Annotated in this window: 20 protein-coding genes and 3 tRNA genes; 12 read left to right on the top strand and 11 right to left on the bottom strand. The window is 57.0% G+C overall.

The window, feature by feature from the left end; genetic code table 11:
* Window positions 1–172: 172 nt before the first annotated feature.
* From pgi to M0G74_RS13820, 12 genes are all read left to right on the top strand, one after another.
* Window positions 173–1903 (top strand): glucose-6-phosphate isomerase, encoded by a 1731-nt coding sequence (pgi, locus tag M0G74_RS13875; RefSeq protein ID WP_248218280.1) that lies wholly within the window; start codon window positions 173–175, stop codon window positions 1901–1903.
* Between the two features lie 46 nt (window positions 1904–1949).
* Window positions 1950–3782: a phosphogluconate dehydratase gene (edd, locus tag M0G74_RS13870; protein ID WP_248218271.1), complete on the top strand. Its 1833-nt coding sequence runs from the start codon at window positions 1950–1952 to the stop codon at window positions 3780–3782.
* 64 nt (window positions 3783–3846) lie between these two features.
* Entirely contained in the window at window positions 3847–5304 is a 1458-nt protein-coding gene (gene zwf / locus M0G74_RS13865; RefSeq protein ID WP_248218261.1) for a glucose-6-phosphate dehydrogenase, read from the top strand.
* Between the two features lie 80 nt (window positions 5305–5384).
* The gene (gene pgl, locus M0G74_RS13860) at window positions 5385–6095 is read left to right on the top strand and encodes a 6-phosphogluconolactonase (RefSeq protein WP_248218259.1); all 711 of its coding nucleotides are present in this window, start codon (window positions 5385–5387) and stop codon (window positions 6093–6095) included.
* Window positions 6096–6166: 71 nt separating this feature from the next.
* Complete coding sequence (locus M0G74_RS13855) at window positions 6167–6796, top strand: bifunctional 4-hydroxy-2-oxoglutarate aldolase/2-dehydro-3-deoxy-phosphogluconate aldolase (RefSeq protein ID WP_160154337.1); 630 nt, start codon at window positions 6167–6169, stop codon at window positions 6794–6796.
* 113 nt (window positions 6797–6909) lie between these two features.
* Window positions 6910–7923, top strand: a complete 1014-nt coding sequence (gene gap, locus M0G74_RS13850; protein ID WP_160154336.1) for a type I glyceraldehyde-3-phosphate dehydrogenase — start codon at window positions 6910–6912, stop codon at window positions 7921–7923.
* A gap of 185 nt (window positions 7924–8108) precedes the next feature.
* Complete coding sequence (gene pyk / locus M0G74_RS13845; RefSeq protein ID WP_248218242.1) at window positions 8109–9545, top strand: pyruvate kinase; 1437 nt, start codon at window positions 8109–8111, stop codon at window positions 9543–9545.
* 396 nt (window positions 9546–9941) lie between these two features.
* A complete protein-coding gene (locus M0G74_RS13840) occupies window positions 9942–12596 on the top strand; it encodes a TonB-dependent receptor (RefSeq protein WP_248218239.1) in 2655 nt (884 codons plus the stop codon).
* A 63-nt stretch (window positions 12597–12659) separates the two neighbouring features.
* Complete coding sequence (locus tag M0G74_RS13835) at window positions 12660–14180, top strand: tryptophan halogenase family protein (protein WP_248218233.1); 1521 nt, start codon at window positions 12660–12662, stop codon at window positions 14178–14180.
* A 104-nt stretch (window positions 14181–14284) separates the two neighbouring features.
* Entirely contained in the window at window positions 14285–14965 is a 681-nt protein-coding gene (locus M0G74_RS13830; RefSeq protein WP_248218232.1) for a DUF6445 family protein, read from the top strand.
* Between the two features lie 172 nt (window positions 14966–15137).
* Window positions 15138–15854 (top strand): SapC family protein, encoded by a 717-nt coding sequence (locus M0G74_RS13825; protein WP_160154331.1) that lies wholly within the window; start codon window positions 15138–15140, stop codon window positions 15852–15854.
* 103 nt (window positions 15855–15957) lie between these two features.
* Window positions 15958–17010, top strand: a complete 1053-nt coding sequence (locus M0G74_RS13820) for a sulfite exporter TauE/SafE family protein (protein ID WP_248218229.1) — start codon at window positions 15958–15960, stop codon at window positions 17008–17010.
* A gap of 137 nt (window positions 17011–17147) precedes the next feature.
* On the opposite strand, the gene M0G74_RS13815 is transcribed toward M0G74_RS13820, so the two are convergent.
* From M0G74_RS13815 to M0G74_RS13765, 11 genes are all read right to left on the bottom strand, one after another.
* Window positions 17148–17222, bottom strand: a tRNA-Gln gene (locus tag M0G74_RS13815).
* Between the two features lie 38 nt (window positions 17223–17260).
* Window positions 17261–17337 (bottom strand) — tRNA-Met (locus tag M0G74_RS13810).
* Window positions 17338–17454: 117 nt separating this feature from the next.
* Window positions 17455–18369 (bottom strand): DMT family transporter, encoded by a 915-nt coding sequence (locus M0G74_RS13805; protein ID WP_248218228.1) that lies wholly within the window; start codon window positions 18367–18369, stop codon window positions 17455–17457.
* Between the two features lie 123 nt (window positions 18370–18492).
* A complete protein-coding gene (ychF, locus tag M0G74_RS13800; RefSeq protein WP_160154328.1) occupies window positions 18493–19584 on the bottom strand; it encodes a redox-regulated ATPase YchF in 1092 nt (363 codons plus the stop codon).
* 81 nt (window positions 19585–19665) lie between these two features.
* Window positions 19666–20283 (bottom strand): aminoacyl-tRNA hydrolase, encoded by a 618-nt coding sequence (gene pth, locus M0G74_RS13795; protein WP_248218225.1) that lies wholly within the window; start codon window positions 20281–20283, stop codon window positions 19666–19668.
* A 31-nt stretch (window positions 20284–20314) separates the two neighbouring features.
* Entirely contained in the window at window positions 20315–20941 is a 627-nt protein-coding gene (locus M0G74_RS13790) for a 50S ribosomal protein L25/general stress protein Ctc (protein WP_160154326.1), read from the bottom strand.
* Window positions 20942–21093: 152 nt separating this feature from the next.
* A complete protein-coding gene (locus M0G74_RS13785) occupies window positions 21094–22023 on the bottom strand; it encodes a ribose-phosphate pyrophosphokinase (protein ID WP_160155034.1) in 930 nt (309 codons plus the stop codon).
* A gap of 312 nt (window positions 22024–22335) precedes the next feature.
* Window positions 22336–22410 (bottom strand) — tRNA-Gln (locus M0G74_RS13780).
* A 21-nt stretch (window positions 22411–22431) separates the two neighbouring features.
* Window positions 22432–23316 (bottom strand): 4-(cytidine 5'-diphospho)-2-C-methyl-D-erythritol kinase, encoded by an 885-nt coding sequence (gene ispE, locus M0G74_RS13775; protein ID WP_248218223.1) that lies wholly within the window; start codon window positions 23314–23316, stop codon window positions 22432–22434.
* Window positions 23317–23449: 133 nt separating this feature from the next.
* On the bottom strand, window positions 23450–24112 hold the full coding sequence (lolB, locus tag M0G74_RS13770) for a lipoprotein insertase outer membrane protein LolB (protein ID WP_248218210.1): 663 nt from the start codon (window positions 24110–24112) through the stop codon (window positions 23450–23452).
* Window positions 24096–26090, bottom strand: a complete 1995-nt coding sequence (locus M0G74_RS13765) for a tetratricopeptide repeat protein (RefSeq protein ID WP_248218196.1) — start codon at window positions 26088–26090, stop codon at window positions 24096–24098. The genes lolB and M0G74_RS13765 overlap by 17 nt, the downstream gene beginning before the upstream one ends.
* Window positions 26091–26307 lie beyond the last annotated feature (217 nt).

Raw genomic sequence — 26307 nt, 5'->3', positions numbered from 1 at the left:
CTACAAACCCGATTGACAGCCTTTCGCAACTATGTGAATCTGCCACCAAATTGACAGCGTTGTCATTTATGTGGGGAATCGCTCGTGAAGGGTCGGGTTTCTCGCATTGGGGTAAATAAGAATAACCGGCAGCCGCCATTTTACCGCGCCTGCCACAGTCTGGGGGCACATCATGCACGAACCGCAATCTCACGCCGCAATTTCCCAATCCGCAATCTGGCGGCAGCTGCAGGAGCAGGCCGGCGAGATCAAGAAACGTCACTTGTCAGAACTCTTTGCTGAAAATGCTGGTCGCGCTCAGCGTTTCTCGCTGGAGTTACCTGAATTTCTGCTGGATTACTCCAAAAACCACCTGGATGAAGCTGCGCTCGTAAATTTACTACGCTTGGCTAAAGAGGCTGACCTGGAGCAGTGGCGCGCGGACTTCTTTGCTGGCAAACCGATTAATGCCACCGAAGGCCGGCCAGTGCTGCACCCAGCGCTGCGCGGAGGTTTGGCACAGGATCTGGTGGTTGGTGGTGAGTCGGTCACTGAGCTGGCGGAGGCCGAATTAGAGCGCTTGAAAAAGTTTGTAGTTTTACTACATAATGGCGACCTGACGAGCTACACCGGTAAGCGGATCACCGATGTCGTCAATCTTGGCGTCGGCGGCTCTCATTTAGGGCCACAGACGGCCATCGAAGCACTGCGTGCCCACCGGAAGGGCGATGTCGCAGTGCATTTTGTATCCAATGTGGATGGAGCCCAGCTCACGGATGTGCTGGCCGGCCTGGATGCCGAATCGACTTTATTCATTGTCTCGTCAAAGACGTTTACCACCAGCGAGACAATGACCAATGCCCGCAGTGCCCTGAAGTGGCTGCAGCGGGTGGCGCCGGAGGCGTCTTTCGAGTCACTGCGCCAGGCACACTTTGTTGCGGTGACCTCCAGTCCTGACAAGGCACTGCAGTTTGGGGTGCTACCGGAGCGGACTTTCCGTTTCTGGGACTGGGTGGGAGGGCGCTTTTCGCTCTGGTCTGCAATTGGCCTGCCTATCGCCATTGCCTGCGGATTCGAGACTTTCCGCGCACTGTTGGATGGGGCGGCGAGCATGGATCGCCACTTCCGCGAGGCGCCACTAGAAGAAAACGCGCCGGTGATTATGGCGTTGCTGAGCGTCTGGTACTGCACCTTTATGGGCTACCCGGCGCACGCGGTTTTGCCTTACGAACAGGCCCTGCACATGTTGCCGGCGTACCTGCAGCAGGCGGACATGGAGAGTAACGGCAAATCTACCACCCGTGCCGGGGATGAGGTGGACTACGCCACCGGCCCTCTAATATGGGGGCAGACGGGTATCAACGGGCAGCATGCGTTTTATCAGTATCTGCACCAGAGCCCAGAAGTGGTTCCCGCCGACTTTATCGGCAGCGTGGCCCCGGGGCACGACCTTGAGGGGCACCACGAGATTCTGCTGGCGAATATGTTCGCCCAGAGTCAGGCGCTGATGAACGGTGTGGACGCCGAGTCGGTAGAGCGCGAACTGGCAGCCAAGGGCTTGTCAGCGGATGAAATAAAAAGGCTGGCCCCGTTCAAAGTACACAGGGGTGGAAAGCCAAGTAACACAATACTCTTGAAGGAGTTGAGCCCCCATTCACTGGGAGCCCTGATTGCACTCTACGAGCACAAGATTTTCGCCCAGGGTGTGATCCTGCAAATTTATTCTTTCGATCAGTGGGGAGTGGAACTGGGTAAAGGTCTGGCCAACAAGCTTGAGCCAAAACTGGCTTCTGGTGACCTGGCCGGTGAAGACGGATCCACAGTCCAGTTGATCGAATACTACCGCCGGGTCAAAACCGGCGCGGTAACGCCCGCGGAGCCATCAGCAGTAGAGATGGCTGAGTCTGCCGGAGAACAGGCTTAAACACACTGTACGGCGTGCTGATAAAAAAACCGAAGAGTTAAACACAATGGCAAACAAAACAGCGGTAAACAGTCAGATACAGGCGGTGACCGACAGGATCATCCGCCGCAGCGAAGAGACGCGGGCCAGTTACCTGGCCCAGGTCGAGCGAGCCCAGGGTAAAGGTCGCGCGCGACACAAGTTGTCCTGCGGCAACCTGGCGCACGCCATGGCGGCGTCCAGCGACCACGACAAAAACCTCATCGCCTCCGGCCAGGGTCCCAACCTGGCCATCGTCACTTCCTATAACGACATGCTGTCGGCACACCAGCCCTACGGCACCTATCCGGAAATGCTCAAGGCAGAAGCCCTGCGCAACGGTGCTACCGCGCAGGTCGCCGGTGGCGTGCCCGCCATGTGTGACGGTGTCACCCAGGGCCAGCCGGGTATGGAACTGTCACTGTTTTCCCGCGATGTGATCGCCATGGCCACGGCCATCTCCCTGTCACACGACATGTTTGACGGCAGCATGTACCTGGGCATCTGCGACAAGATTGTTCCCGGTCTGGTGATTGGTGCTCTGTCCTTCGGCCACCTGCCGGCCATGTTTATTCCTGCAGGCCCCATGCCAACCGGTCTCGCTAATGCGGAAAAAGTGCGCGTTCGCCAGTTGTACGCCGAGGGCAAAGTAGGGCGCAAGGAGCTGCTTGAAGCCGAGAGCGCGTCCTACCACAGCGCCGGTACCTGTACCTTTTACGGCACTGCCAACAGCAATCAGATGCTGGTGGAAATCATGGGCCTGCAATTGCCGGGTAGTTCTTTTGTGAATCCGGGCACCGAGCTGCGCGACGCACTGAACGCGGCCGCCGTAAAACAGCTGGTGCAGAACAGCGAACCCAGCCAGTACACGCCCATTGCAAAAATTCTGACCGAGAAAGCCTTCGTCAACGGCATTGTCGGCCTGCACGCGACCGGTGGTTCCACCAACCACACCATGCACCTGCTGGCGATGGCGCGCGCTGCCGGTATCCAGATCACCTGGCAGGACATGGCCGAGCTTTCCGAAATCGTGCCGCTGCTGTGCCACGTATACCCGAATGGCACTGCAGACATTAACCACTTTGCCGCCGCTGGCGGTATGCAGTTCCTGATTCGCGAATTGCTGGGTGCAGGCTTGCTGCACAACGACGTGAGCACCGTGCTGGGCGATTCCGGTATGGAACCTTACACCTACGATCCTTTCCTGAATGCGGACAAAGACGGCGTTGTCTGGCGCCCGACGGCGGAAGAGTCCGGCAACCCGGACATCATTCGTCCGGCCAGTGATCCCTTCTCCCCGCACGGTGGTCTGCAGTTGCTGAAAGGCAACCTGGGTAACAGCGTGATCAAGGTGTCTGCACTGAAAACGCCGCAGCTGAAAGTCAAAGCGCCGGCGGTGGTGTTCAACAGCCAGGACGATCTGCTGGATGCCTTCAAAGCGGGCGAGCTGGAAAAAGATTTTGTTGCGGTAGTGCGTTTCCAGGGCCCTCAGGCCAACGGCATGCCGGAGCTGCATAAACTCACCCCGGCGCTCGGCGTACTGCAGGATCGTGGTTTTAAGGTGGCGCTGGTTACCGACGGCCGCATGTCGGGTGCATCCGGTAAGGTACCGGCAGCGATTCACCTGTCACCGGAAGCGCTGGAAGGTGGTGTGGTCGCGAAGATTCAGGATGGCGACATCATCGAGCTGGACGCCGAAGCCGGTGTTCTCAAAGTAGAAGTAAGTGACGAAGAGCTGGCGGCGCGTCCGCTGGCGGAATGCGACTTGTCCGGAAATGACACCGGCATGGGGCGTGACCTGTTCAAGAATATGCGCAAGCTCGCAAGCGGCGCAGAAACCGGTGCAAGCATTCTTTTTTAACTGAATTTCGCGCGGGGACGGCTGGAAAAGCCGGCACCCGCGCCACTGTTTGAGAGCAAACACAATGGCTAACTCATTCGACATGGTACTGTTCGGTGGCGGCGGAGACCTGTCACTGCGCAAACTGATTCCGGCGCTGTACCGGGCTTACATTGAAGGCGGTCTTGCCAAGGGCACCCGTATTCTGCCGGTCTGCCGTCGTCAGGAAGACGCAGATGTGTACCTGAAGACTGCGCAACAGGCGTTGAAAACTCACCTGCGCGACGGTGAGTACAACGAAAAAAGCTGGAAAGAATTCAGCCCCATGTTGCGCGCGGTATCCCTGGATATTTCCAAGCCGGACGAGCAGTGGGATGTGCTGGTCGATCTCCTCGGTAACGATCCCAAGCGTACCCGCCTGTTTTACCTGGCGATTCCGCCGGCGGTATTCGGTCCCTGCTGCGAAAACCTTTCTGTTAAAGGCCTGATTCACGAAAACTCTCGCGTAGTGGTCGAAAAACCCCTGGGCTACAACGCCAAGACCTCTGACGAGATCAACAGCAAAATTGCCGAGTACTTTGCGGAAGAAAGCATTTTCCGTATTGACCACTACCTGGGTAAAGAAACGGTCCAGAACCTGCTGGCACTGCGTTTCAGCAACGTGCTGTTCGAACAGCTGTGGGATGCGAAGACCATTGATCACATCCAGATCAGTATTTCTGAAACCGTTGGCCTGGAAGGTCGCGCCGGCTTCTACGACGACACCGGTGCTATGCGGGATATGGTGCAGAACCACCTGTTGCAGCTGCTGTGCCTGATTGCGATGGAGTCGCCCAACAGCATGTCCTCGCGCAATATCCGCTCGGAAAAAATCAAAGTGCTGGAAGCCCTGCGCCCATTGACTGGCGGCGATGTGGACAAAAATATCGTGCGTGGCCAGTACGTGGCCGGTGGTCTGGGCAAAGAACTGGTCCCCGGTTATCTGGAAGAGCTGAAGGCGCCCAACAGTACCACCGAGACTTTCGTGGCAATCCGCGCGCATATCGACAACTGGCGCTGGACCGGTGTGCCTTTCTACCTGCGTACCGGTAAGCGTATGGAGAAGCGTTGTGCAGAAATCGTAATTCAGTACAAAAACGTTTCTCACAGTGTTTACCAGCCGGAGGCCGGCGAAGTATTGCCGAACCGCCTGGTAATCCGCCTGCAGCCAGAAGAGAGCATCAAGCTGGTGTTGATGGCGAAAAAGATGGACAGCCTCACCATGGAATTGCAGCCGGTTGAGCTGAACCTGACGCTGTCCGATACCTATGACAGCTTCAAGAGTGACGCCTACAAGCGCCTGATGCTGGATGCCGCTGCCAATAACTCCGCGCTGTTCATTCACCGCGAAGAAGTGGCTGCCGCCTGGGCCTGGGTTGACCCCATCATCGACCACTGGCGCGAAACCAGTAACCAGCCGCAGCTGTACCGCTCCGGTACCTGGGGGCCACAGGCTTCCAATCAGCTGCTGGCGGAAAATGGTCACCACTGGTTTAACCCCTGATTTCGCACGCGAACTAGTGGCAATCCGTAACACGTTATTCAATTTCACCAAACAGCATTTCCAAGATACGGTTCCTACACATGGTCGAAGAAAAATTTTTTGCAGACAGGGAAAGGCTCACACTGGCTCTGGCGAACGAGTGCGCCGCAGCACTGCACGCCGGTATCAAAGCCAACGGGCAGGCTACCTTCTTGGTGAGCGGTGGTAGTTCCCCTGAACCGGTTTACCGCGAGCTTTCCCGTCGCCCGCTGCCCTGGCAGCAGGTCAATGTTGCCCTGGTCGACGAGCGTTGGGTGGAGAAAGATGAGGCGGGCAGTAACCTGGCATTTATTGCCAACAGCCTGCTGCAAAACGAAGCGGCCAAGGCTCCGTGCCTGGGTATGAAAAATGCCGCGGCAACGCCGGCAGAGGGCGAAGCGGATTGCGAGCGCACCTACCAAGAGCTACCGCGTCCGTTTGATGTGTGTCTGCTGGGCATGGGAAATGACGGCCATACCGCGTCATTCTTTCCTTTCGCTGAAGGCCTGGACGAAGCGCTGGATCCTAAATCCGACAAGCTGTGCAAAGCCATTACCGCAAAGCAGAGTGCGGTCACCGGCGCGCACACCGAGCGTATGACGCTCACCCTTGCCGCGATTTTGCAGGCGAAAGAAATAAAATTACTGATTACCGGTGAAGAGAAGCTGAAAGTGTACCGCCAGGCTTTGCTGGGTGATGACGAACAGGAAATGCCGGTGCGCAGCATTCTCAAACAGGGGCTGAAGCCAGTCACTGTTTACTGGGCGCCCTAATTGAAAAAAGAGTCCTCGAACGTGGGCTCAGAAAACGAGAAACGAGAACAGAGTTTTAGGAAGAAGTGACGATGAATCAGAGTCTTGCCCCCGTACTGGAACAGGCTGGTGTAGTACCGGTACTGGTAATCGAAAATGTGAGCGACGCACTGCCGCTGGCTCAGGCGCTGGTCGAAGGCGGTCTGAATGTACTGGAAGTAACCCTGCGTACTGAAGCGGCGCTGGCTGCGGTGGAAGAAATCGCCAAGCACCTGCCGGATGCGCACATCGGTACCGGTACGGTTTTGAACGCCAGCGACATTCGCCGCTCTGTAGACGCCGGTGCGACCTTCATGGTAAGCCCGGGCGCTACCGAAGCGCTGCTGGATGCGGCGGCGGATGTATCTGTGCCGATGTTGCCAGGCGCTGCCAACCCGTCTGAAGTCATGCGCTTGCTGGAGCGCGGTTACGGCTATCAAAAATTCTTCCCGGCAGAAGCGGCCGGTGGTGTGCCGATGCTGAAGTCCATCGGCGGCCCTCTGGCGCAAGTCAAGTTTTGTCCCACCGGTGGTGTTGGTCCCGGCAATGCCCTGAGCTACCTGAGCCTGTCTAACGTGGTGTGCGTAGGCGGCTCCTGGATGGCCTCCCCGAAACTGGTGGCAGAAAAGAATTGGGCGGAAATTACCCGCCTGGCCAAAGAGGCCTCTCAGCTGAAGGGCTGATGCCCGGCGGCGAGCTTGAACGTTTAGTAGTAAGCGACGGAGCATCGGGGGGGAGTACACCCGGCTTCAAAAAACAAAAATTTACTTTTTAAAGACACAGAGGGTGTAGCGATATGAAACTCAGAATTGCTATCAATGGATATGGACGCATCGGCCGCAACGTAACCCGCGCTATTTATGAATCCGGTTACAACGACCGCATTCAGCTGGTTGCCATCAATGACCTGGCGCCGGTAGAGGCGAATGCACACCTGACGCGTTTTGATACTGTACACGGTCGCTTTAACACCGAAGTTGCGGTAGACGGCGAAAACCTGGTGATCGGTGGTGACACCATCAAGGTTTGCCAGGAGCGCAACCCGGCAGCTCTGCCCTGGGGTGAATTGGAAGTCGATCTGGTGCTGGAATGTACCGGCCTGTTTACCAGCAAGGAAGCGGCTTCTCAGCACATGCAGGCCGGTGCCAAAGCCGTACTGATTTCCGCCCCTTCCGGTGATGCGGACCTGACCGTGGTTTACGGCGTTAATGACGACAAGCTCACCGCAGAACACAAAGTTGTTTCCAATGCGTCCTGCACCACCAACTGCTTGGCCCCGGTAGCCAAAGTCCTGAACGACGCCATTGGTATCGAGCGTGGCTTTATGACCACCGTTCACGCCTATACCAACGACCAGAACACCCAGGACGCGGTGCACAAAGATATTTACCGTGCGCGCGCTGCTGCCGACAACATGATCCCGACCAAAACCGGCGCCGCTGCCGCCGTAGGCCTGGTACTGCCGGAACTGAAAGGCAAGCTGGACGGTATGGCGGTACGTGTACCGGTGAACAATGTTTCCCTGGTGGACTGCCAGTTTATTGCCAGCCGTGAAACCACTGCGGAAGAAATCAACGCGATCATGAGCGATGCCGCCGGCACCATCAAAGGTGGTGTTCTGTCTTTCTGCGAGCAGCCGCTGGTTTCTGTGGACTTTAACCACACCTCTGCGTCCAGCCACTTTGATGCCAACCACACCCGTGTGAACGGCAATCTGGTGAAGGTCATGGCCTGGTACGACAACGAGTGGGGCTTCTCCCACCGCATGCTCGACACCAGCCTGGCGATGGCAAAAGCCCAGGGTCTTTAAGGCCGGAACGCAAAGACTGTAATAACAGTCGGGTAACGTCTGGCGTTACTACCGGAGTGGGTGCAATACCCGCTCCGGATTTTCAATTCTAGCGCTCTGCTAAAGCGGTCAACGGCGACTGCAACTGTTACTGCGATAAAAACAAAACCTGTCTCACATCCATTTAAAAACGAATACCGCCAATTATGATTCGCCATACAAAAATTGTTGCCACACTCGGCCCGGGTACTGACAAGCCACGTGTTATTGACGAGATTATTCGCGCCGGCGTCAATGTCGTGCGCCTGAACTTCTCCCACGGTAGTGCCGATGATCATCGCAAGCGTGTGGAAGAAGTGCGCCGTGCCGCTGCCGAGCAGAACAAGCTGGTGGCCGTACTTGGCGACCTGCAGGGCCCCAAGATTCGTATCGCCCGCTTTGCTGAAGGCAGTATCTTCCTGGAGAACAATGCGGAGTTTACCCTCGACGCCGATTGCCCGAATGAAGGCGGCAACCAGCAGCGTGTGGGTGTGGATTTCCCTTCCCTGATCGCCGACTGCAAACCCGGCAATATCCTGCTGCTGGACGATGGCAAAATTCGCCTAGAAGTCACCGGTGGCACTAACACCAAACTTTTCTGCCGTGTGCTGCAGGGCGGCAAACTGTCCAACAACAAAGGTATCAACCTGTTGGGCGGCGGCCTGTCAGCCCCGGCGCTAACGGAAAAGGATTACCGGGACATTAAGCTCGCCGCCGAACTGGATGTAGATTTCCTTGCGGTCAGTTTCCCGCGCAGCGGGGAAGACCTGGAGATTGCACGCAAGGCCATGCGCGAAGCCGGTAGTAATGCGGCGATTGTGGCCAAGGTTGAGCGTGCAGAGGCGGTGGGTGACGATGCGCAGATGGATGAAATCATCCTCGCTTCCGATGTCATCATGGTTGCTCGTGGCGATCTGGGTGTGGAAATCGGCGATGCGGCACTGGTCGGTGTACAGAAGAAACTGATCAACCGTGCCAACGCCCTGAACCGTGGAGTGATCACCGCGACCCAGATGATGGAGTCGATGATCACCAGTCCGACCCCGACCCGCGCCGAAGTGATGGATGTGGCCAATGCGGTATTGGACGGCACCGACGCGGTAATGCTGTCAGCGGAAACCGCCGCCGGTGATTTCCCGGTTGCCGCCGTTGAGTCCATGGCGGAAGTGGTAGTGGGTGCCGAGCAGTACCTGGGAACTACTAATCGCCCGGCATCAGCCAAGTCTGGTTCCGAAAGTATCGACACTGTGATCGCCCAGGCGGCTATTGAGTCTGCGGCGCGCGTGGAAAACCTCTGTGCCGTGGCAGCCCTGACCGAATCCGGTCGAACGCCGCGCATCATGTCCCGTGCCACGACTCAGTTGCCAATCTACGCCTTGACCCGTCATCCACAGGTTGCACGTCAGCTGGTGCTGCTGCGCGGCGTTGAGCCTATTGAGTTTGACCCTGCCTCTGTACCTCTTGGACATTTGACCGATGCCATCATCGAGGTACTGGGAGCCCGGGTCGAATTCCAGAAAGGGCAGCGCATTCTGATTACCCAGGGTGAGCGCCTGAATATGGGGGGCGGCACCAGCTCCATGCGTATTAAAGAGATCGAGTGACCGGTCTTACGTTCGCTGCGTGATTTGATAGCGCACCCAACACTCCCGGCTTTAGCCGGGAGTGTTGTATTTGGCTAGCCATATGGGGCTATGGTTCGCTTATACAGTGGCCCGCTCTCTTGGGTTTGGATAATTTTTGTCCTATTTGGCGCCGAAATTTTGTGTCCCCGCCTTACTTTTGTCACTTTAGACAGTTTTCGGTTACAGGAATCGACAAAATACCCGGATATTTTCGCCGTAGGCCTGTAGCTTTTTAGTTTCTTTCTGTGTATTGTCGATCGTGAGAATGACAGCGCTATCATAAAACTGAATGACAGCGCTATCATTTGGCGGTACAAGGTGAATAAAAAGTTTCTAACCAAACCTTTATATCTATAAAAAAGGAAGGGGAAATCGATGCTAAAGCGCAACAAACTCGCTCTCTCGATCAGCGCAGCTGTACTGAGTGGTGGCCTGATGGCTCCGCTGGCAGTTGCCCAGGAAGCAGCTCTGGAAGAAATTACCGTTACCGGTATTCGTGGAGCTCTGCAAGACGCCGTAAATATCAAACGTGACGCAACCGACCTGGTTGACGCCGTTTCCGCAGAAGACGTGGGCAAGTTCCCCGACTCTGACGTGGGTGAGGCCCTGGGTCGTATCCCGGGTATCACCGTCGGCCGTGCCTTCGGTCAGGGTGCTTCCGTATCCATCCGTGGTGCAGCACCAACCATGACCCTGACTCAGCTGAATGGTCAGAATGTTGCCTCTACCGGCTGGTTCGACAACATTCCGGTTGACCGTAGCTTCAACTACTCCCTGCTGCCCGCTGAGCTGATCGGTGGCATCGAGGTATACAAGTCCTCCCGTGCTGACCTGAACGAAGGTGGCATCGGCGGTACCGTTATCGTTAAAACCCGCAAGCCTCTGGACCTGGATTCCAATACCGCCTGGATTGGTACCACCGCTCGCGTCGGCACCGTAAGTGACGAAGTGGCTCCGGAAGTTTCCGGCTTGTACAGCTGGAAAAACGACGAAGAAACTTTCGGCGTACTGGTTTCTGCCGCCAAAGAAGACCGTGAATACGTTCGTCGCGGCACCGAGTCTGACTACCGCTGGTCCGGTGACGTTGCACCGACCACCTTCCTGCAGGACCAGGAGCGCACCGCGCTGGACCTGACTCTGCAATACGCGCCAACTGAAGAGCTGTCCTTCACCCTGCACGCCATGTCCCTGGACATGCAGGCGGACAACACCAACACTAGCCTGTACCTGTTCACCCTGGCCGGTGACAATGTGACCTGTCACACCACCAATGCTGCTGGCCTGTGTACTTCCAGCACCACTGAAAACTCCCAGTTCGGCGACCTCGCTCCGGGTTGGGCGAGCGGTGCACCGGGCAACGAAACCTTCAACCAGACCTGGGGCCGTAAGTCCTCCATGAGCTCTGATACCTTCGATTTCAACACTGAATACGAAGGCGAAGGTTTCCGTGTAAGCGGTAACATCGGCTCTACTAAAGCTGATGGTGGTACCGACTTCACTACCAACTTCTCTCACTTCCCGAGCGTTCGCGCTGGCGACACCATGTCTTTGTGGCAAGGTTCTATCGACGCGACCGGCAAAGAAATCATTATCAAGCCGACTCTGGATCCGAGCCTGTCTCTGGAAGACTACGGCGATGTACTCTCTCCGGAAGGCTGGGCAGTTGCCAGTGGTCCGGTTGAAGACGAAGAAAGCTACGCGCAGTTGGATGTGGAATTCGACCTGAATGTCGGCGTGCTGACTTCTTTCAAAACCGGCGTACGCTGGACCGACCACGATGTAAACCGCAGCAAATTCCGCGGTATCGTTACCAACCCTGCACAAGTTGCTGCCTCTGACGTGTACAACGGTACTTTCGAAGTCGGTCAGCATGGCTTTACTGCACCCAAGCCCAACCTGGGCGCGATGGTTGCGGCTACCCGTGACAGCATCGACAGCTGGGTGGAAGAGCGTGCGGGTTACTCCGAGCTGAACGAAGAAAATACCGCTCTGTACGGTATGTTCACTTTCGAATCCGGCGCCCTGAGCGGTAACTTCGGTCTGCGTTACATCTCTACTGATGCAACCCGTACCCAGTACGACCTGGATGGCACCGAGCCGATGGCCGGCGAAATCGCGGCAAACATCGGTTACGCTTACTCTCTGTCTTCTTACAGCGCTGATTACAGCGACGTACTGCCTAGCGCAACCGTTCGCTACGAGCTGGCTGAAGACTGGGTTCTGCGCGCGTCTGCCTCTCAGGCAATCAGCCGTCCGACCTACGACGACATGCTGGTGACCTACGCTGGTTTCGCCGATGACCGTGCCGACAACCAGACTCAGCGTTTTGGTAGTGAAGGCCTGCAGCCGATGAAAGCGACCAGTGCAGATATCGCTCTGGAATACTACTACGGCGATGGCAACCTGGTTTCTGCGACCTACTTTGTGAAGTCTATCGACGATTTCGTTACCTCTGAAATCCTGATCGACCAGCAAATCGGCCTCGAAGATCCGGCCGGTGGCGACTCCTGGGCAGTTGAATCCCTGAAAAATGCCGGCGGTGCCGATATCCAGGGTCTTGAGCTGCAAATCCAGCACGCGTTCGACAACGGCTTCGGTGTAGCGGCTAACTACACCTACACTGATGCTGAAGCGCCGAAAGACGCTTTCATGGATCAGCTGCCGATCTTCACCGAGTCTTCTGAGCATGCGTATAACCTGGTAGGTTACTGGGAAAACGATACCTTCTCAGCGCGTGCGGCATACAACTTCCGCTCCGAGTACCTGATTCGTGACGGTGGTTACTGGTACGGTAACCGTATGCACGATGACTTCGGTTCTCTGGACCTGAGCTTCTACTGGTATGCTACCGACAATCTGGACGTTACCTTCGAAGCAATCAACGTGCTTGAAGAAGATGACATCCAGTACGGCGCTGCTAGCGCAGATACCTCTGCTACCGGCATGAAAGGTCCTCTGCAGGAAGGTTTCCCTGCATGGTCCTTCCAGGGCGAAGCGGTGTACCAGTTGGGTGCAAGCTACAAGTTCTAAGAACCTAAGCTAAGAAAAAGCCCAGCTTTCAGCTGGGCTTTTTTTTGTCTGGAGATAAGTGAGATGAAAATCAGAAAAATTGCGATTGTCGGCGGTGGTACCGCAGGCTGGATGGCAGCCAACCACCTGGGTGTGGAGTTGTCGCGGGACCCTGACATAGAGATCACGCTTATCGAGTCAAAAGATGTGCCGGTCATCGGTGTGGGTGAGGGCACAGTGCCGAGAATCAAGGAAACGCTGAATAAATTCGGCATTTCTGAGGTTGATCTGCTGGCGAGCTGCGACACCACCTTCAAGACCGGTATCAAGTTTTCCAACTGGATGGCGGGTGCCGGGAGTGCGCGGGATAACTTTTACTACCACCCGTTTAGCACACCGTATCCGGAAGGCTTTGATGTTACCGACTACTGCCTAGGTGACGATCAATTCGATTTCTCCTGGTTGGCAGACAGTTACGCTCCAGCGGAAAAAAACCGCTGCCCAAAGCATAAATCCTCTCCTCCTTATGTCGGCGCCGTCGACTATGCCTACCACTTCAATGCCGGTAAGTTTTCCGAGCTGATCGCTGCCAATGCGAAGAAGCGATTTGATGTGAAGCACAAGTTTGCAACGGTCAAGGATGTCCGCCTGACTGCAGAGGGCAGTATCTCATCGCTTGTTTATGCCGATGGGGAAGAAGAGGCATTTGATTTTTATATCGACTGTAGTGGCTTTAGCGCTGTGTTGTTGGGGGGAGCGCTGCAGACACCATTCGAAGATAAATCCGCACAGATATTGACGGATACCGCCCTGGTGCTTCAGGAGCCTACTGAGGCAACCAGTGCTATTCAGCCCTATACCACCGCCCATGCGCACAAGGCGGGCTGGATCTGGGATATTCCGCTCACTAACAGGCGGGGCCTCGGGTGCGTTTATTCCAGTCATCATCAGTCGGAAGCGGAAGCGCTGTCTGAGTTTTCGCAGTATCTGGGACGCGAGCTGTCCGCGGATGAGGTGCGTAAGATTCCGATGAAAATCGGTTTCCGGCAGGAATTCTGGAAGAAAAACTGCGTTGCCCTGGGGTTGGCGCAGGGGTTTGTTGAACCTCTGGAGGCCACCTCTATTCTGGTCACTGACTTTTCTGCCAATTTACTGGCGAAGAGCTTTCCCCGATTTGTGGAAGATATTCCCTCGCTTACCGGCTATTACAATCGAGCGGTACGTTACACCTGGGACAGGGTTATTGATTTTGTTCAGCTCCACTATTGCATTTCAGATCGCCGGGATACGCCGTTCTGGGTGGACTGTACCGAGAATGCGCCGCGCTCAGATACTTTAAATGAGCGGCTGGAAAGGTGGTCGGTAGCGACGCCAAAAAGTACGGACTTTTTCAGCACCTTCGATCTTTTCGGTGTGGAGAACTACCTGTTTGTACTTTACGGGATGCATTTTTCCACCAGGGGCATCACGCTTGGTGGGCGGGAGATGGCCAGTTCCAAGGGTATTATTGAGAAAGCCAGAAAGCGTTCCGAACAGCTGGCTTCAGAGTTGATGTCCCACAGGGATTGGTTGACGGCTTTGCAGCGACACCTGAGCAGGGTTTGAGTCCAGTAGGGGGCCAATACCTGGTGTCGGGGGTTGGAAACTACTGGAATTTCGGTGTTAGATTAGTGGCGCTTTGTATCTGATTGGATTTGATTACGTTGGACATGCAAGTACTAAACGTCGGCAATGAAAAAAATACGGTCGTTGTTATCGATGACTTCCTTGAGAGCCCGGAAGAGTTGGTGGCGTTTGCCAAAGCGTCCAGTTTCGCTCCCTGGCCGATTGCGGCGGAACGCAAGGGTTATCCGGGGGTGAGGGCGTCGGCTCCGCCGGAGCATGCGGAGCAAATGATGAGCCGGCTGGATGCCGTAGTGCGGGAGCAGTTCGCGCTAGCCCCCGAAAAAAAGCTCACGATCCACCAGGAAACCCTCAACCTCATAACCGTGCCGGAAGAGGAGCTGGGGCCGCTGCAGCGAGCGCCCCATTTCGACACCAGTGCGCCCGGGCTTTACGCCATACTGCTGTACCTCTGCGATGAAACCCATGGCGGAACGGGGTTCTACCAGCACAAGAGTAGTCGTTACGAGTCCATTACCCCGGAAAGGGTCGAGCACTACCTGGATTGCTGTTATCTCGAGTTCAACAAATATCGCCGCCCGCAAAAGTATTGCTTTGACTCTGACGATCTGTTCGACAAGGTGGGATTTGTACCCGCCAGGTTCAATCGGGTAGTGATCTACAAGGGTAATCTGCTGCACAGTGCCAATATCCTCTCGGACAAAAGTATCAACTCCTGTCCCATGGAGGGGCGCTTGACCGCCAATTTGTTTGTCAGTTACGAGTAGGGTGCTGGTCTGGTATCTATGTGCGGTTGATAGAGGGGCGGAGCATGCCTGCGATGCAGGAATTGCTGGCAACTTCTGTCTGTCTGGTGTATTTTTTGGCTTCCCTTTTTGAGTATAAAAAATATACTGACCGGGTTTTTTAGAATAACTTCAAATTTCAATAAGGTGTTGTATGGCCACTGTAGAAGCCCCAAAAATCGTTCCTCTGCGCAGCGACGTTCACGGCAAACTGAAAGTCCGTGAATTGGGGACCTTTGAGCACGTCAAAAACGCACACATGGTGCCGGTTACTGCTCACGAATTCGCCCGCCTGGGTGCTGAATACCCGATCGTTTTCGTAAAGAATTCCGAAACTGACCAGTTCCAGTCTGTTGCGCTGCTGAGCCTGAAAGTAGGCGAAAACCTGTTTGTTGATGGCGAAAGCTGGAAAGGTGTTTTCGTTCCTGGTGCTGTGCGCAACCATCCTTTCGTCCTGGCGCCTGCTGGTGAAGACAAAGAGCGCCTGATGGTTGGCCTGATCGAGAACAGCCCGGTTGTTGGCGAAGCAGAGGGTAACGCCCTGTTCAATGATGCCGGTGAAGAGTCCGAGTACCTGAAGGCGAAGAAAGAGTCCCTGGTGGGCTACCTGGAAAGCGACCAGATGACCAAAGCGTTCATCACCATCCTGGCCGAGAAAGACCTGCTGACCACCCAGAACGTAGCGGTTAACGCCGGTGGTGAGAAGATCAACCTGACCGGTATCTACATGGTTGATGAGAAGAAGCTGAACGAGCTGGGTGAAGAAGACTTCGCCGATTTCCGCAAGCGTGGTTTCCTGGCGCCGCTGTACGCGCAGCTGAGCTCCATGCATCAGTTCTCCCGTCTGGCCAAGATGCAGGCTGGCGCCTGAGCAATAGGCTGAGCGCGTCTGAGGTCGGATCGGGTTTCCGGTGCGACCTTCCCGGGGCCTCAATTCCTGAGGCCCTGATACTCTCCCTACCTATGTTCCTCAAATGTTCCTCAAACGCTATTCCGCCTGGCTAATCTTCCTGGGGCTTTTTTATGCGCTCTGGGGGCTGCTGGTGTTTGTCCAGGGTTACTGGCCGCTGGTGGTAGAGCATTGGCCCATGGCCTTGTCCATGGCCGTTGGCAGTTACGCCGCGGGTTCTACCCCGATGGGGGGTGGCACGGTGGGCTTTCCTGTCCTAGTTCTTCTGTTTGATATGCCAGCGAGTCTCGGCCGGGACTTCAGTTTTGCGGTGCAGTCCATCGGTATGGTCAGCGCCAGTATTTTCATCTTTTGTCGCCGGCAACCGCTGGCCTGGTCCATGTTGCGCGGGGCGCTTGTTGGCAGTCTGTTCGCAACCCCCCTGGGTATCGTTTTCTTTGCGCCGCTGGTTCCTGAATTGTGGGTAAAGCTGGTGTTTGCGGTGATCTGGGGGAGTTTCGGAATTCTTCACCTGTACCGACTGAAAGAGATTACCGGGCATGATCACGCCGGCGATCCGCGGTGCCCGCAGGATTTCCGTGTAGGCCTGCTGTTGGGGGCTGTGTCCGGGTTTAGCGCCGTATCAGTGACGGGCGTTGGTATCGATATGGTGGTTTACGCGGCGCTGGTGTTGCTGAGCCGGGTCGATCTCAAGGTCGCGATTCCCACATCGGTGGTGGTGATGGCGTTTTCATCGGTGGTCGGGGTGGTCGTGAAAAGTCTGTCTGGAGGCTGGCAACCTGGTGTGTTCGGCAACTGGCTTGCCGCTGCGCCGGTAGTGGCCCTTGGCGCCCCGCTGGGGGTTTTTGTGGTCGGGTTGATCGGCCGACGTCCTACCCTGCTGGTGGTGGCCATGCTGTGCGTTGTGCAGTTTGTGTGGACCTGTATTTCCGAGCGTTCGACCCTGGGAGCCTTGGGGGCTGCACTGGCTTCTGTTTCCGTCATCGTGTGTCTCGGTGGTTTTGAAGCGTTGCGCTGGCTGGGGCTAAGGCGGCAATTGGCGAGGGAGCGACGGAGCGGGAAGAATGCGGTGGAAGCGATTTTTCCGGAAGGGGAGCGATTGCTGTCCGGATCCTGAGGCTCAGATACTGTTGTTGTCTGAAGATGGCTATTCGGGAAAGGTTGTTCGGGAAGGCTGTTCGAGAAAGAAACCGGCTAGAAAAACAAAAAAGGCGATCCAATGGATCGCCTTTTCGTTTCAGACACTGCTGAATATGGCTGGGGTGGAAGGATTCGAACCTTCGCATGACGGGATCAAAACCCGCTGCCTTACCGCTTGGCTACACCCCAGTATCGGGTTTCGTGAAGCTGGATTCACGAGAATAAGATGGTAGCAAGGGGGAGACTTGAACTCCCGACCTCAGCATTATGAGTGCTGCGCTCTAACCAGCTGAGCTACCTTGCCACAAACAAACTCGGCTAACCGAGGGCGCGAATAATAGGGGGATGAGGTGAGAGTGTCAACACCCTTTTTACTAATTTAATCAGTAGCTTAGCGCGCAAGGCGTCAGCCCTGACTCTATCAGCGCCCGCGGCCGATGGCAGCCAATAGTGAGCCTATTACAACGGTTATGGCGCCAACCCAGCTGATCCAGTTCATCGGTTCTACCTCAATGTATTCTGGCCACAGGGCGCCGATGATACTGCTCAGGCCGAGCGTCATGAGCGGTACCAGTGCCAGGGTGGCGCTGACCCGCGATGCCTCCCAGGCTGCCATGGCCTTGGCGAAGGCGCCGTAGGCAATGAGGGTGTTGGCGGTCAAAAACAGCAGAAGTGCCCAGCCCAGAGCGCCCAGCTGCAGGGCGCTGGAGGGTTTGGCGACCGGCAGGAAGCACAGGGTGCCCGCCAGATAAATCATGACCAGGAGATTTTGTGGGCGGGAGACGGCGACGATTTTTTTCTGGAAGAGGCCGTACACCGCCCAGGTAACCGCCGCAATGGCAACCAGGGCAACCCCGAACAGGTACTGCCGGTCTTCCCCGGCAACTAGCTCACCGATGCGCAGGTTGAAAAACAGCGGCAGGCCGATGCACACCAGCGCAACACCCATCCACTGGCGCGGGGAAAAGCGTTCACCCAGCCAGAAGACACTGAAGATCAGCAGCAACAGCGGTGCCAGCTGGATCAATACCTGTAGTGCTCCGGGCGTGATGTAGTTGAGTCCGGTGGCATAGGCGATGTAGTTGGCGAGGAGGCCGCCAACGGCCAGCAGGGTGTAGGGCAGAAGCTTGCCTTGCAGTAATTTTCCCAGCTCCAGTTCTCGCCGCCAGCCGTACCAGGCGCCGGCAAACAACGCCGCGCCAAAAAAGCGATACCAGGTGATGGTGGTGGAATCCATGTCGGCGATCAGGCCTTTCATGGCGATGGGGAGCAGTGCCCAGAGAAAGGCGGTGGTCAGCGCCAGCGGCAGACCGACTCTCCAGTTGGATGGGTACATGGCAACCTACTATGCGGTTGTTGCAGACATGATTTCCGCGGGTGGCGGATTTCAGAAGGGCCCCGGGACTCTTGTGGAGTCCCGGGTGGATGCCAAAACCTTGGCCGAGGGGAGGCGCGAGGATCAGACGTTGAAGCGGAAGTGCACCACGTCGCCGTCGGCAACGACATATTCTTTACCCTCAAGACGCCACTTGCCCGCTTCCTTGGCGCCAGCTTCGCCTTTGTTGGCGACGAAATCGTTGTAACCGACGACTTCCGCGCGAATGAAGCCTTTCTCGAAATCCGTGTGGATCTTGCCCGCCGCCTGCGGTGCGGTGGCTCCCAGGGGGATGGTCCAGGCGCGCACTTCTTTCACACCGGCGGTGAAGTAGGTGTGCAGGCCCAGCAGCTGGTAGCCGGCGCGAATCACCCGGTTCAGGCCCGGCTCTTCCATGCCCAGCTCTTCCAGGAATTCCTGCTTCTCTTCGTCGTCCAGTTCGGCAATTTCTGCTTCCAGTTTGTTGCAGATAGGCACCAGAACGGCATTTTCTTCTGCGGCGATCGCAGCGACCGCATCCAGGTGCGGGTTGTTCTCGAAGCCGTCCTCATCCACGTTGGCGATATACATGGTGGGCTTGATGGTGAGCAGGCTCAGTTCCTTGAGGGCGGCCAGCTCGTCGTCATTCAGGGCGAAGGAGCGCAGAGGCTTGGCTTCATCCAGGTGCGGTTGGATCTTCTCCAGCAGCGCCTTCATTTTGATGGCGTGCTTGTCCTGGCCCTTGGCGGCGCGGGTGTAGCGCAGCAGGGCTTTTTCTACGGTATCCAGGTCCGCCAGCGCCAGCTCGGTGTTGATCACCTCGATGTCCGCTACCGGGTGCACCTTGTTGGCTACGTGGATGACGTTGTCGTCTTCAAAGCAGCGCACAACGTGGGCAATGGCGTCGGTCTCGCGGATGTTGGCGAGGAACTTGTTACCCAGGCCTTCCCCTTTGGAGGCGCCGGCCACCAGGCCCGCGATATCGGTGAATTCCATGGTGGTAGGAATCAGCTTTTGCGGCTTTACGATCTCGGCCAGCTTGTCCAGGCGCGGATCCGGTACAGGTACTATGCCGGCATTGGGCTCAATGGTGCAGAAGGGGAAGTTTTCTGCATCGATGCCCGCTTTGGTCAGGGCATTGAACAGAGTGGATTTGCCCACATTGGGCAGGCCGACGATGCCGCAAGTAAAACCCATGGTCTGAATCCTGTAGGTGGTGTTTGTGCCGGGGCGCCGGTGTCGGGGCCGCAGTACTTACTTAGGTAATTGGTTAGATGGTCACTGGGACTTGGAGGTGGCTTTGGTGCTGGTGTGCAGCACCTTCATGGCGCCATTCCAGTCGCCACTGGCAGCGGTAGGCATGACATCCACTGAGCGGTCGATGGCCTCGGCCAGTTGATCCTGTTCAACGCGGGGCGCGCGCTGCAGGACGTAATTCACAACATCGCGGGCATTACCGGGGTGGCCGACGCCGAGGCGCAAACGCATGAAATCCCGGTTGTTCCCCATGGATGCAATGATGTCGCGCAGGCCATTGTGGCCACCGTGGCCGCCGCCGCTTTTCAGGCGCGCAGTGCCGCAGGGCAGGTCCAGCTCATCGTGAGCGACCAGAATAGCCTCGACGGGAATCTTGAAGAAATTCGCCAGCGGAGCCACTGCCTGGCCGCTGCGATTCATAAAGGTGGTGGGAATCAGCAGGCGGATGTCCTGCCCGCCGATCCGCACACGGCCGGAGAGGCCGTGATATTTGCTGTCTGCCGTTAGCTGGGTGCCGTGAATACGGGCCAGCTCGGAGACAAAGTCGGCTCCGGCGTTATGACGCGTCCGGTCGTATTCGGGACCTGGGTTACCCAGGCCCACAATCAACTGGATGGGCGTGTCCGGAGCCTTACTCAAGGTGCTTTACCTTAGTTGAACGAGTAACGGCTTATTCTTCGCCGGACTCTTCGCCTTCGGCAGCTTCAGCTTCAACAGCGCCACGCGGCTTGTGAACAGAAGCTACAACCAGGTCGTGATCTTCGCCGTGGGCCAGATCTACAGACTCAACGCCAGCCGGCAGTTTGATGTCGGAGATGTGTACAGTGCCGTCCATTTCCAGGTCAGCCAGGTCCACTTCGATGAACTCAGGCAGCTTGGAAGCCGGGGCAGTGATGTCCAGCTCGTTCAGGGTGTGAGAAACGATACCGCCGGCCTTAACGCCTTTGCAGGTTTCTTCGTTCAGGAAGTGCAGGGGCACTTTCACGTGAACTTTGGTGTCTGCAGAAACGCGCTGGAAGTCAGCGTGCAGCAGGATGGCTTTAGCCGGGTGACGCTGCAGATCGCGCAGGATCACGGTCTCTTCTTTGCCGTCAACGCTCAGGGTCAGAACGGAAGAGTAAACCGCTTCGTTTTCCAGTGCCTTGAACATGTCTTTCTGCAGCAGGGAGATGGACTGCGGCTCAACTTCGCCACCGTAGATGATGGCAGGAACTTTTGCTTCCAGGCGACGCAGGCGGCGGCTCGCACCTTTCCCTTCGTCGCTGCGGACGCTGGCATTCAATTTAAATTCAGACATGGGGTAAACCTCAGGTTGTCTGTCCAGAAGAACCTGCGACCGGAATCTTCTGGCATTGCTAATAAGCTGGGCAGAATCTATTGAAACGCCCAATAGTAAACGCCCGGCAGTGCCGGGCGGGCGCGTATTCTAAGGGGAAGTGCTGGGGATTACTAGCGGAACATCGCGGAGAGCGACTCTTCGTTGCTGATGCGGCGCATGGATTCGGCCAGCATCGCGGAAAGGGTCAGCTGGCGGATCTTGGGGGCCAGCTTCATTTTGTCGCCCAGCGGGATGGAGTCGGTGACTACCAGTTCATCCATCACGGAGTTGTTCAGGTTTTCGATCGCCTTACCGGACAGTACCGGGTGGGTACAGTAGGCGACTACCTTGGTGGCGCCATGCTCTTTCAGGGCGCTGGCGGCGTTGCACAGGGTGCCCGCGGTATCCACCATATCGTCCACCAGCAGGCAGGTGCGGCCACTGACTTCACCGATGATGTTCATTACTTCGGCCACGTTGGCCGCCGGACGGCGCTTATCGATGATCGCCAGATCGCAATCCAGGCTCTTTGCCACTGCGCGGGCGCGCACTACACCGCCGATATCCGGGGATACAACCACCAGGTCTTCGTAATTCTGACGCTCGATATCGTCCAGCAGGACAGAAGAGCCGTAAACGTTATCCACAGGCACATCAAAGAAGCCCTGGATCTGCTCTGCGTGCAGGTCGACGGTCAGAACCCGGTCGATACCCACGCTGACCATCATGTCGGCGACAACTTTGGCGGAAATCGGTACCCGCTGGGAGCGGACGCGGCGATCCTGGCGCGCGTAGCCGAAGTAGGGGACTACCGCGGTGATGCGGCCCGCAGAGGCGCGGCGCAGGGCGTCCACCAGCAGGATCAGCTCCATGATGTTGCGGTTGGTAGGCTGGCAGGTGGACTGCACCACGAAAACGTCGCGTCCGCGTACGTTATCGGTAATTTCGACCGCGATCTCACCATCGGAAAAGCGCTTAACCACCGCCTCTCCCAGCGGTATCGCCATATGGTCAACAATCTTTTGTGCCAGTTCCGGGTTTGCGTTGCCGGTGAAGACCATTAAGTCAGCCACTGCGAGTACCTTTTTCGTTGGGAGTAGATGATTTTAGTGAAATTCAGGTGAGTTTCGGAGCGCGAACTGCTTGCAGGTTAGTGTGATGCCTTTTCATTGGGCGACCATTTGATGCAAGTGTAGAGGGTGGGCCTGATCGGCCGGTTATCGGGGGTGGACCCGAAGCTCCAAAGCGAGCCATGGATGGCTCGCCCGCAAACCAGTGCAACTGGTTTGGCGGAAGCTAAGGGCGGACATGCGCCGCGCTTAGCGTCTTTTCAGGAATTCATGGATGAATTCCTGAAAACTTAAATAAGGAAATGGCTGGGGTGGAAGGATTCGAACCTTCGCATGACGGGATCAAAACCCGCTGCCTTACCGCTTGGCTACACCCCAGCAATGTTGCAGTTAGTCAATTTAGACGCTTGCTGCAAATTTCGCGAGTTGCCTGTGTGCAGGGGATTGATCAACACCTGCAGCAACAAACCCTTTCCATCCTTCAGGCCGCAGCGCGAACACTTGGTGTGCCGCCGCTTCTGACTCGAAGCCGGCAAAAACACAGGCGCCGGTTCCCGTCAGTTGTGCCTCTGCGTGCTGGGAAAGCCACTCTCGGGCTTGCCGCACTTCAGGGTAGAGAGTTTCTACGAGCGGTTGAAAATCGTTACCGGCATAGGTGTTCAGCCAGTGTGTGTTCAACCGCCTGTCGCGAAGGGCCGCTAATGTAATTGCGGCGGAATCTCTTGTCAAACGTGGATCGGAAAATAACGCGCCGGTGCTCACATGGCAGGCGGGGGTCAGTACCAGATACCACTTTGGCGTGATAGATACCGGGGTCAGTCGCTCGCCTACGCCTTCGGCAAACGCGCTGTGTCCACGTACAAAGACCGGCACATCGGCTCCCAGTTGCCGCCCCAGATCCGCCAGCTGGTCCAGGCCCAGATGGCATTGCCACAACTGGTTTAGCCCCAGCAGCGTAGTAGCGGCATCGCTGCTGCCACCGCCGATACCTCCGCCGGCAGGTAGAATTTTATCCACAGTAATGGTCGCGCCGAGGTGCGGTTTTCCACTGACCTGGCGCAAGGCTTGCGCGGCGCGATAAATCAGATTGTCTTCGGCTTTGACGTCAACGCCGGGGCAGCTCAGCTCGATCCGGTTATCCGCTCTGGCCTCGAAGCGGAGAGTGTCGCCGTAATCCAGCAATTGAAATACGGTCTGCAGCTCGTGATAGCCGTCATCGCGACGGCCGAGAATACGCAGCATCAGATTCAGTTTGGCGGGCGCGCAAAGGGTGAAGGAGGTCATTGTTGTTATCGGAAGTGGCCGTGAGAAGGTGTACTGAGAAGAATTGCCCCGGGGGCAGCAGGTTGGCGGCAATTTTAGCAGCCGCCAACCAGAGAGAACACCGCAGTAAAGAGCGCGGCGCAGGTAATCCCGGTTATCGGGGTTGCCAGTCCTTGATGACGACCGTGACGCTGACGGGGCCGGCAGCCTGATTGGTCGAGGCTTTGATGCGGGTGGGTAACTGATAAGGACCTACGGACTGGTAACCGCTGAAGTTCAATTGCCACCCCGCTTGTTGCAGTCCCTGCAGCAGACCCTGGGCGTTTTTCTGTTGGCCGGCAATGGCGCCGGGAGCCGCCAGTCCGCGCACCCAGTAAAACATTTCTGATACCGGCAGCGGCCAGCCCATGATTTGCTCGGTCAGCTGTCCTGCGTTGGAAGCAAATACCGCGGGCTCATTGCCGCGCTGCAGGCTGACACCGCCCGGGGAACCGCTGATCACTGTGGCACCTGCGCCCAGTGGGCCGCTCAGGTGAATGCGGTAATTGCTGTTGGCCTGTTGCCAGGTCAGGTTGGCGCTGCCGTTTTCCTTCGGTGAGCGAACGCCGAGCTTGCCCTGGGCTTCCCAGCGCTGCAGTGACGTGGCGGACTGAGCTTGAGAGGTCTGTGCCGGCGGTTGTTCTGGTTGCGGCTTCTGTGAACTGCAGCCCACCACGCCCAGAAGCAGCAGTGCCGCAGTGAGTTGCAGCGCGCGTTGCGCGCTGCGATAGGGGAGAGAGAAAGACGATAGGGAGAGAACTTCAGCTTTCCGTGACATGCTGTTCCAGTCTTTGTTGGTCTTGTAGCCGCTGCATCGCAGCGGGAATGAGTTTGCTCTCTGGGTTTTTCTGCAACCCCTGCTCCCATACCTGCATCGCCTGTTGGCGTTCACCCAGTGCCCAGAGTGCCTCGCCGAGGTGGGCCGCGATTTCGTGATCCGGCATCAGCCCCAGGGCTTTTTGCAGATATTCCACAGCCAGGCTGTGATTGCCTAAACGATGGTGCGCCCAGCCCATGCTGTCGATGATGGCAGGGTCATCCGGGCTGAGCTCCAGAGCCTTGGTGATCAGCACCAGGGCTTCGTTTAGGCGATCATCGTAAGAAAGCAGTTTGTATCCCAGCGTGTTCAGCAGGTTCGCATTATCCGGATCGCGGGACAACAGTTTGCGCAAACCCAGCTCAAAATTTGCCATATCCCCCAGCTGATCGCTGGTCATTGCGTGGGCATAAATCAGGCGCTTGCTGTCACTGTTGGCCTCGATTGCACTGGCCAGCAGTGTTTGCGCTTCTTTCAGATAGCCGTGCTTTGTCAGAAGTTCAGTTTGCAATAAATAAAACTGTTCATGCTGGTCGGCGTGGCGGTGGCGCAGTTCTTCAAACCATTTGTGCGCTTCGTCAAGCTCGCCGTTGGCAGCCAGCAACGCGGTGCCGCGGGTAATGGCCTGCACGTAATCGCTGCCCGGTCGCACGTTGTGGTAATGGGTTACTGCCTGGCGGACATCGCCCTGCTGCTCTGCGATACCGGCAAGGTAAAAATGTGCGGCTGACTCATGCTCTTCCATCGCCAGCAGTTTTTCCAGCATGGCTTTAGCACTGTCGAATTGTTTGGTTTCGTACTGGATGAGTGCCAGGGACAGAATCAGGTTGCCGTCGTTGGGGCGTTGTTTTACCAGCTCGGCAAATTGCTGCTGTGCCATGTCCAGGTCTTCGCGAATCAGCAGGCGCGCATACTGCAGGCGCAAGCGGCTTTCCTTTGGGTACAGGGCGACGAGGTTTTCCAGCAGCTTGCGCGCTTCCTTTTCACGCCCCATGTCGATCAGGATATGGGATTCGAGCAGTGGGGCATCTAGAAGCGCGGGATCCTTTTCCTGTACCTGGCGCGTCAGTGTCAGTGCCTCAGCATGTTTGTTGTTGGCACGCAGTAGCATGGCGAGCGCCAGGGATACTTCATGGTTGTGGGGGTATTTCCCCGAAAGGCGGCGGAATTCCGGCAGGACTTTGGCGGCGAGTTCCTCGTTGTCCACTGCCGTGGCCGCGACTGATTGCAGCGGGGCATCGCCGCCCAGGTCCAGTGCCAGCTCGGCATGCCGCATGGCGCTCTCAAATTCACCGGCAAGGGTCAGTTCCGCGGTAGCGGCCAGTTGGGCATCGGGGTTCTCCGGCTCCAGCTCTACCCACAGTTGTGCAGAGCGCAATGCAGCGCGGCGGGCGTTCAGGAAGCGGGCGATGCGGGTGGCGCGAGCGGCCACGCCGGCATCCTTGGTGCGCTCGGCCTGAAAGTAATAATTGGCCAGTGCCAGATCATACTGCTCGCGGTTGCCGGCGACTTCGGCCACCAGCAGGGTATAGAAGGTTTCGATCGGGAAGGGTTTGGCCTTTTCTTTGTCCCGGGCGTCAGCGACCTCTTCGCGGTTGCCGGCTTGCCGGTCTGCGGGGGCTTGAGGCTGGGTGGTCGATGTTGTCTGCGGGTCGACACTGCCTGGCTCTCCTTGTTCGGTCGTTGCTTGGTACGGCGGAGGCAGGGGGGCCGTCGGCTCTCCCGCGGCAAATTGGGGCTGCTGGGTGCAGGCGCTGAGAATGGCCGCCGAGATGGCGGTGACGAGCAGGCCCTGGCGCTGGCCCCGGGTCGCGGGAGGCAGATCTTTGGCGGGCTTGAGGATCCTGCGTTGCAGGTGGGCGGTCTGTGGCCCCGCGCCGGTGAATATCATGGAGGCTGCCATGGAGACCGACTTGGAGAGTGCAAAGAAAAGCTGCATAGAAACGTGTCCGTACGTTCGCGCCCTGAATCCGGCCCGGAGTAGGGGCTGGCCGGCCAAATGACAGAGGTGATACCTCACACAGCGGGGTTAGCCACTGGTGTCATCCGAATTGGTTGGGGGCGCCTGTTGGCGTATTTTTCCGGGTTATCGCCGTATAATTCTAGTTCTGAATTCCGGCGCCGTTGGCACCCGAGCAGTTTCAGCGGCAAAGTCA

Source organism: Microbulbifer sp. CAU 1566 (genome assembly GCF_023156515.1).
GTDB lineage: Bacteria > Pseudomonadota > Gammaproteobacteria > Pseudomonadales > Cellvibrionaceae > Microbulbifer.
Note: the sequence above shows the minus strand (reverse complement) of the source record. Positions and strands in the feature narration are given on the sequence as shown.

Coding starts and splice junctions, on each gene's coding strand:
- ispE (WP_248218223.1), bottom strand. CDS start 23,316: ATGACCTCCTTCACCCTTTGCGCGCCCGCCAAACTGAATCTGATGCTG.
- lolB (WP_248218210.1), bottom strand. CDS start 24,112: ATGTCACGGAAAGCTGAAGTTCTCTCCCTATCGTCTTTCTCTCTCCCC.
- M0G74_RS13785 (WP_160155034.1), bottom strand. CDS start 22,023: ATGGTCTTCACCGGCAACGCAAACCCGGAACTGGCACAAAAGATTGTT.
- M0G74_RS13855 (WP_160154337.1), top strand. CDS start 6,167: ATGAATCAGAGTCTTGCCCCCGTACTGGAACAGGCTGGTGTAGTACCG.
- pgi (WP_248218280.1), top strand. CDS start 173: ATGCACGAACCGCAATCTCACGCCGCAATTTCCCAATCCGCAATCTGG.
- M0G74_RS13830 (WP_248218232.1), top strand. CDS start 14,285: ATGCAAGTACTAAACGTCGGCAATGAAAAAAATACGGTCGTTGTTATC.
- M0G74_RS13835 (WP_248218233.1), top strand. CDS start 12,660: ATGAAAATCAGAAAAATTGCGATTGTCGGCGGTGGTACCGCAGGCTGG.
- M0G74_RS13765 (WP_248218196.1), bottom strand. CDS start 26,090: ATGCAGCTTTTCTTTGCACTCTCCAAGTCGGTCTCCATGGCAGCCTCC.
- M0G74_RS13820 (WP_248218229.1), top strand. CDS start 15,958: ATGTTCCTCAAACGCTATTCCGCCTGGCTAATCTTCCTGGGGCTTTTT.
- M0G74_RS13840 (WP_248218239.1), top strand. CDS start 9,942: ATGCTAAAGCGCAACAAACTCGCTCTCTCGATCAGCGCAGCTGTACTG.
- pyk (WP_248218242.1), top strand. CDS start 8,109: ATGATTCGCCATACAAAAATTGTTGCCACACTCGGCCCGGGTACTGAC.
- M0G74_RS13805 (WP_248218228.1), bottom strand. CDS start 18,369: ATGTACCCATCCAACTGGAGAGTCGGTCTGCCGCTGGCGCTGACCACC.
- gap (WP_160154336.1), top strand. CDS start 6,910: ATGAAACTCAGAATTGCTATCAATGGATATGGACGCATCGGCCGCAAC.
- M0G74_RS13790 (WP_160154326.1), bottom strand. CDS start 20,941: ATGTCTGAATTTAAATTGAATGCCAGCGTCCGCAGCGACGAAGGGAAA.
- M0G74_RS13825 (WP_160154331.1), top strand. CDS start 15,138: ATGGCCACTGTAGAAGCCCCAAAAATCGTTCCTCTGCGCAGCGACGTT.
- edd (WP_248218271.1), top strand. CDS start 1,950: ATGGCAAACAAAACAGCGGTAAACAGTCAGATACAGGCGGTGACCGAC.
- pgl (WP_248218259.1), top strand. CDS start 5,385: ATGGTCGAAGAAAAATTTTTTGCAGACAGGGAAAGGCTCACACTGGCT.
- ychF (WP_160154328.1), bottom strand. CDS start 19,584: ATGGGTTTTACTTGCGGCATCGTCGGCCTGCCCAATGTGGGCAAATCC.
- zwf (WP_248218261.1), top strand. CDS start 3,847: ATGGCTAACTCATTCGACATGGTACTGTTCGGTGGCGGCGGAGACCTG.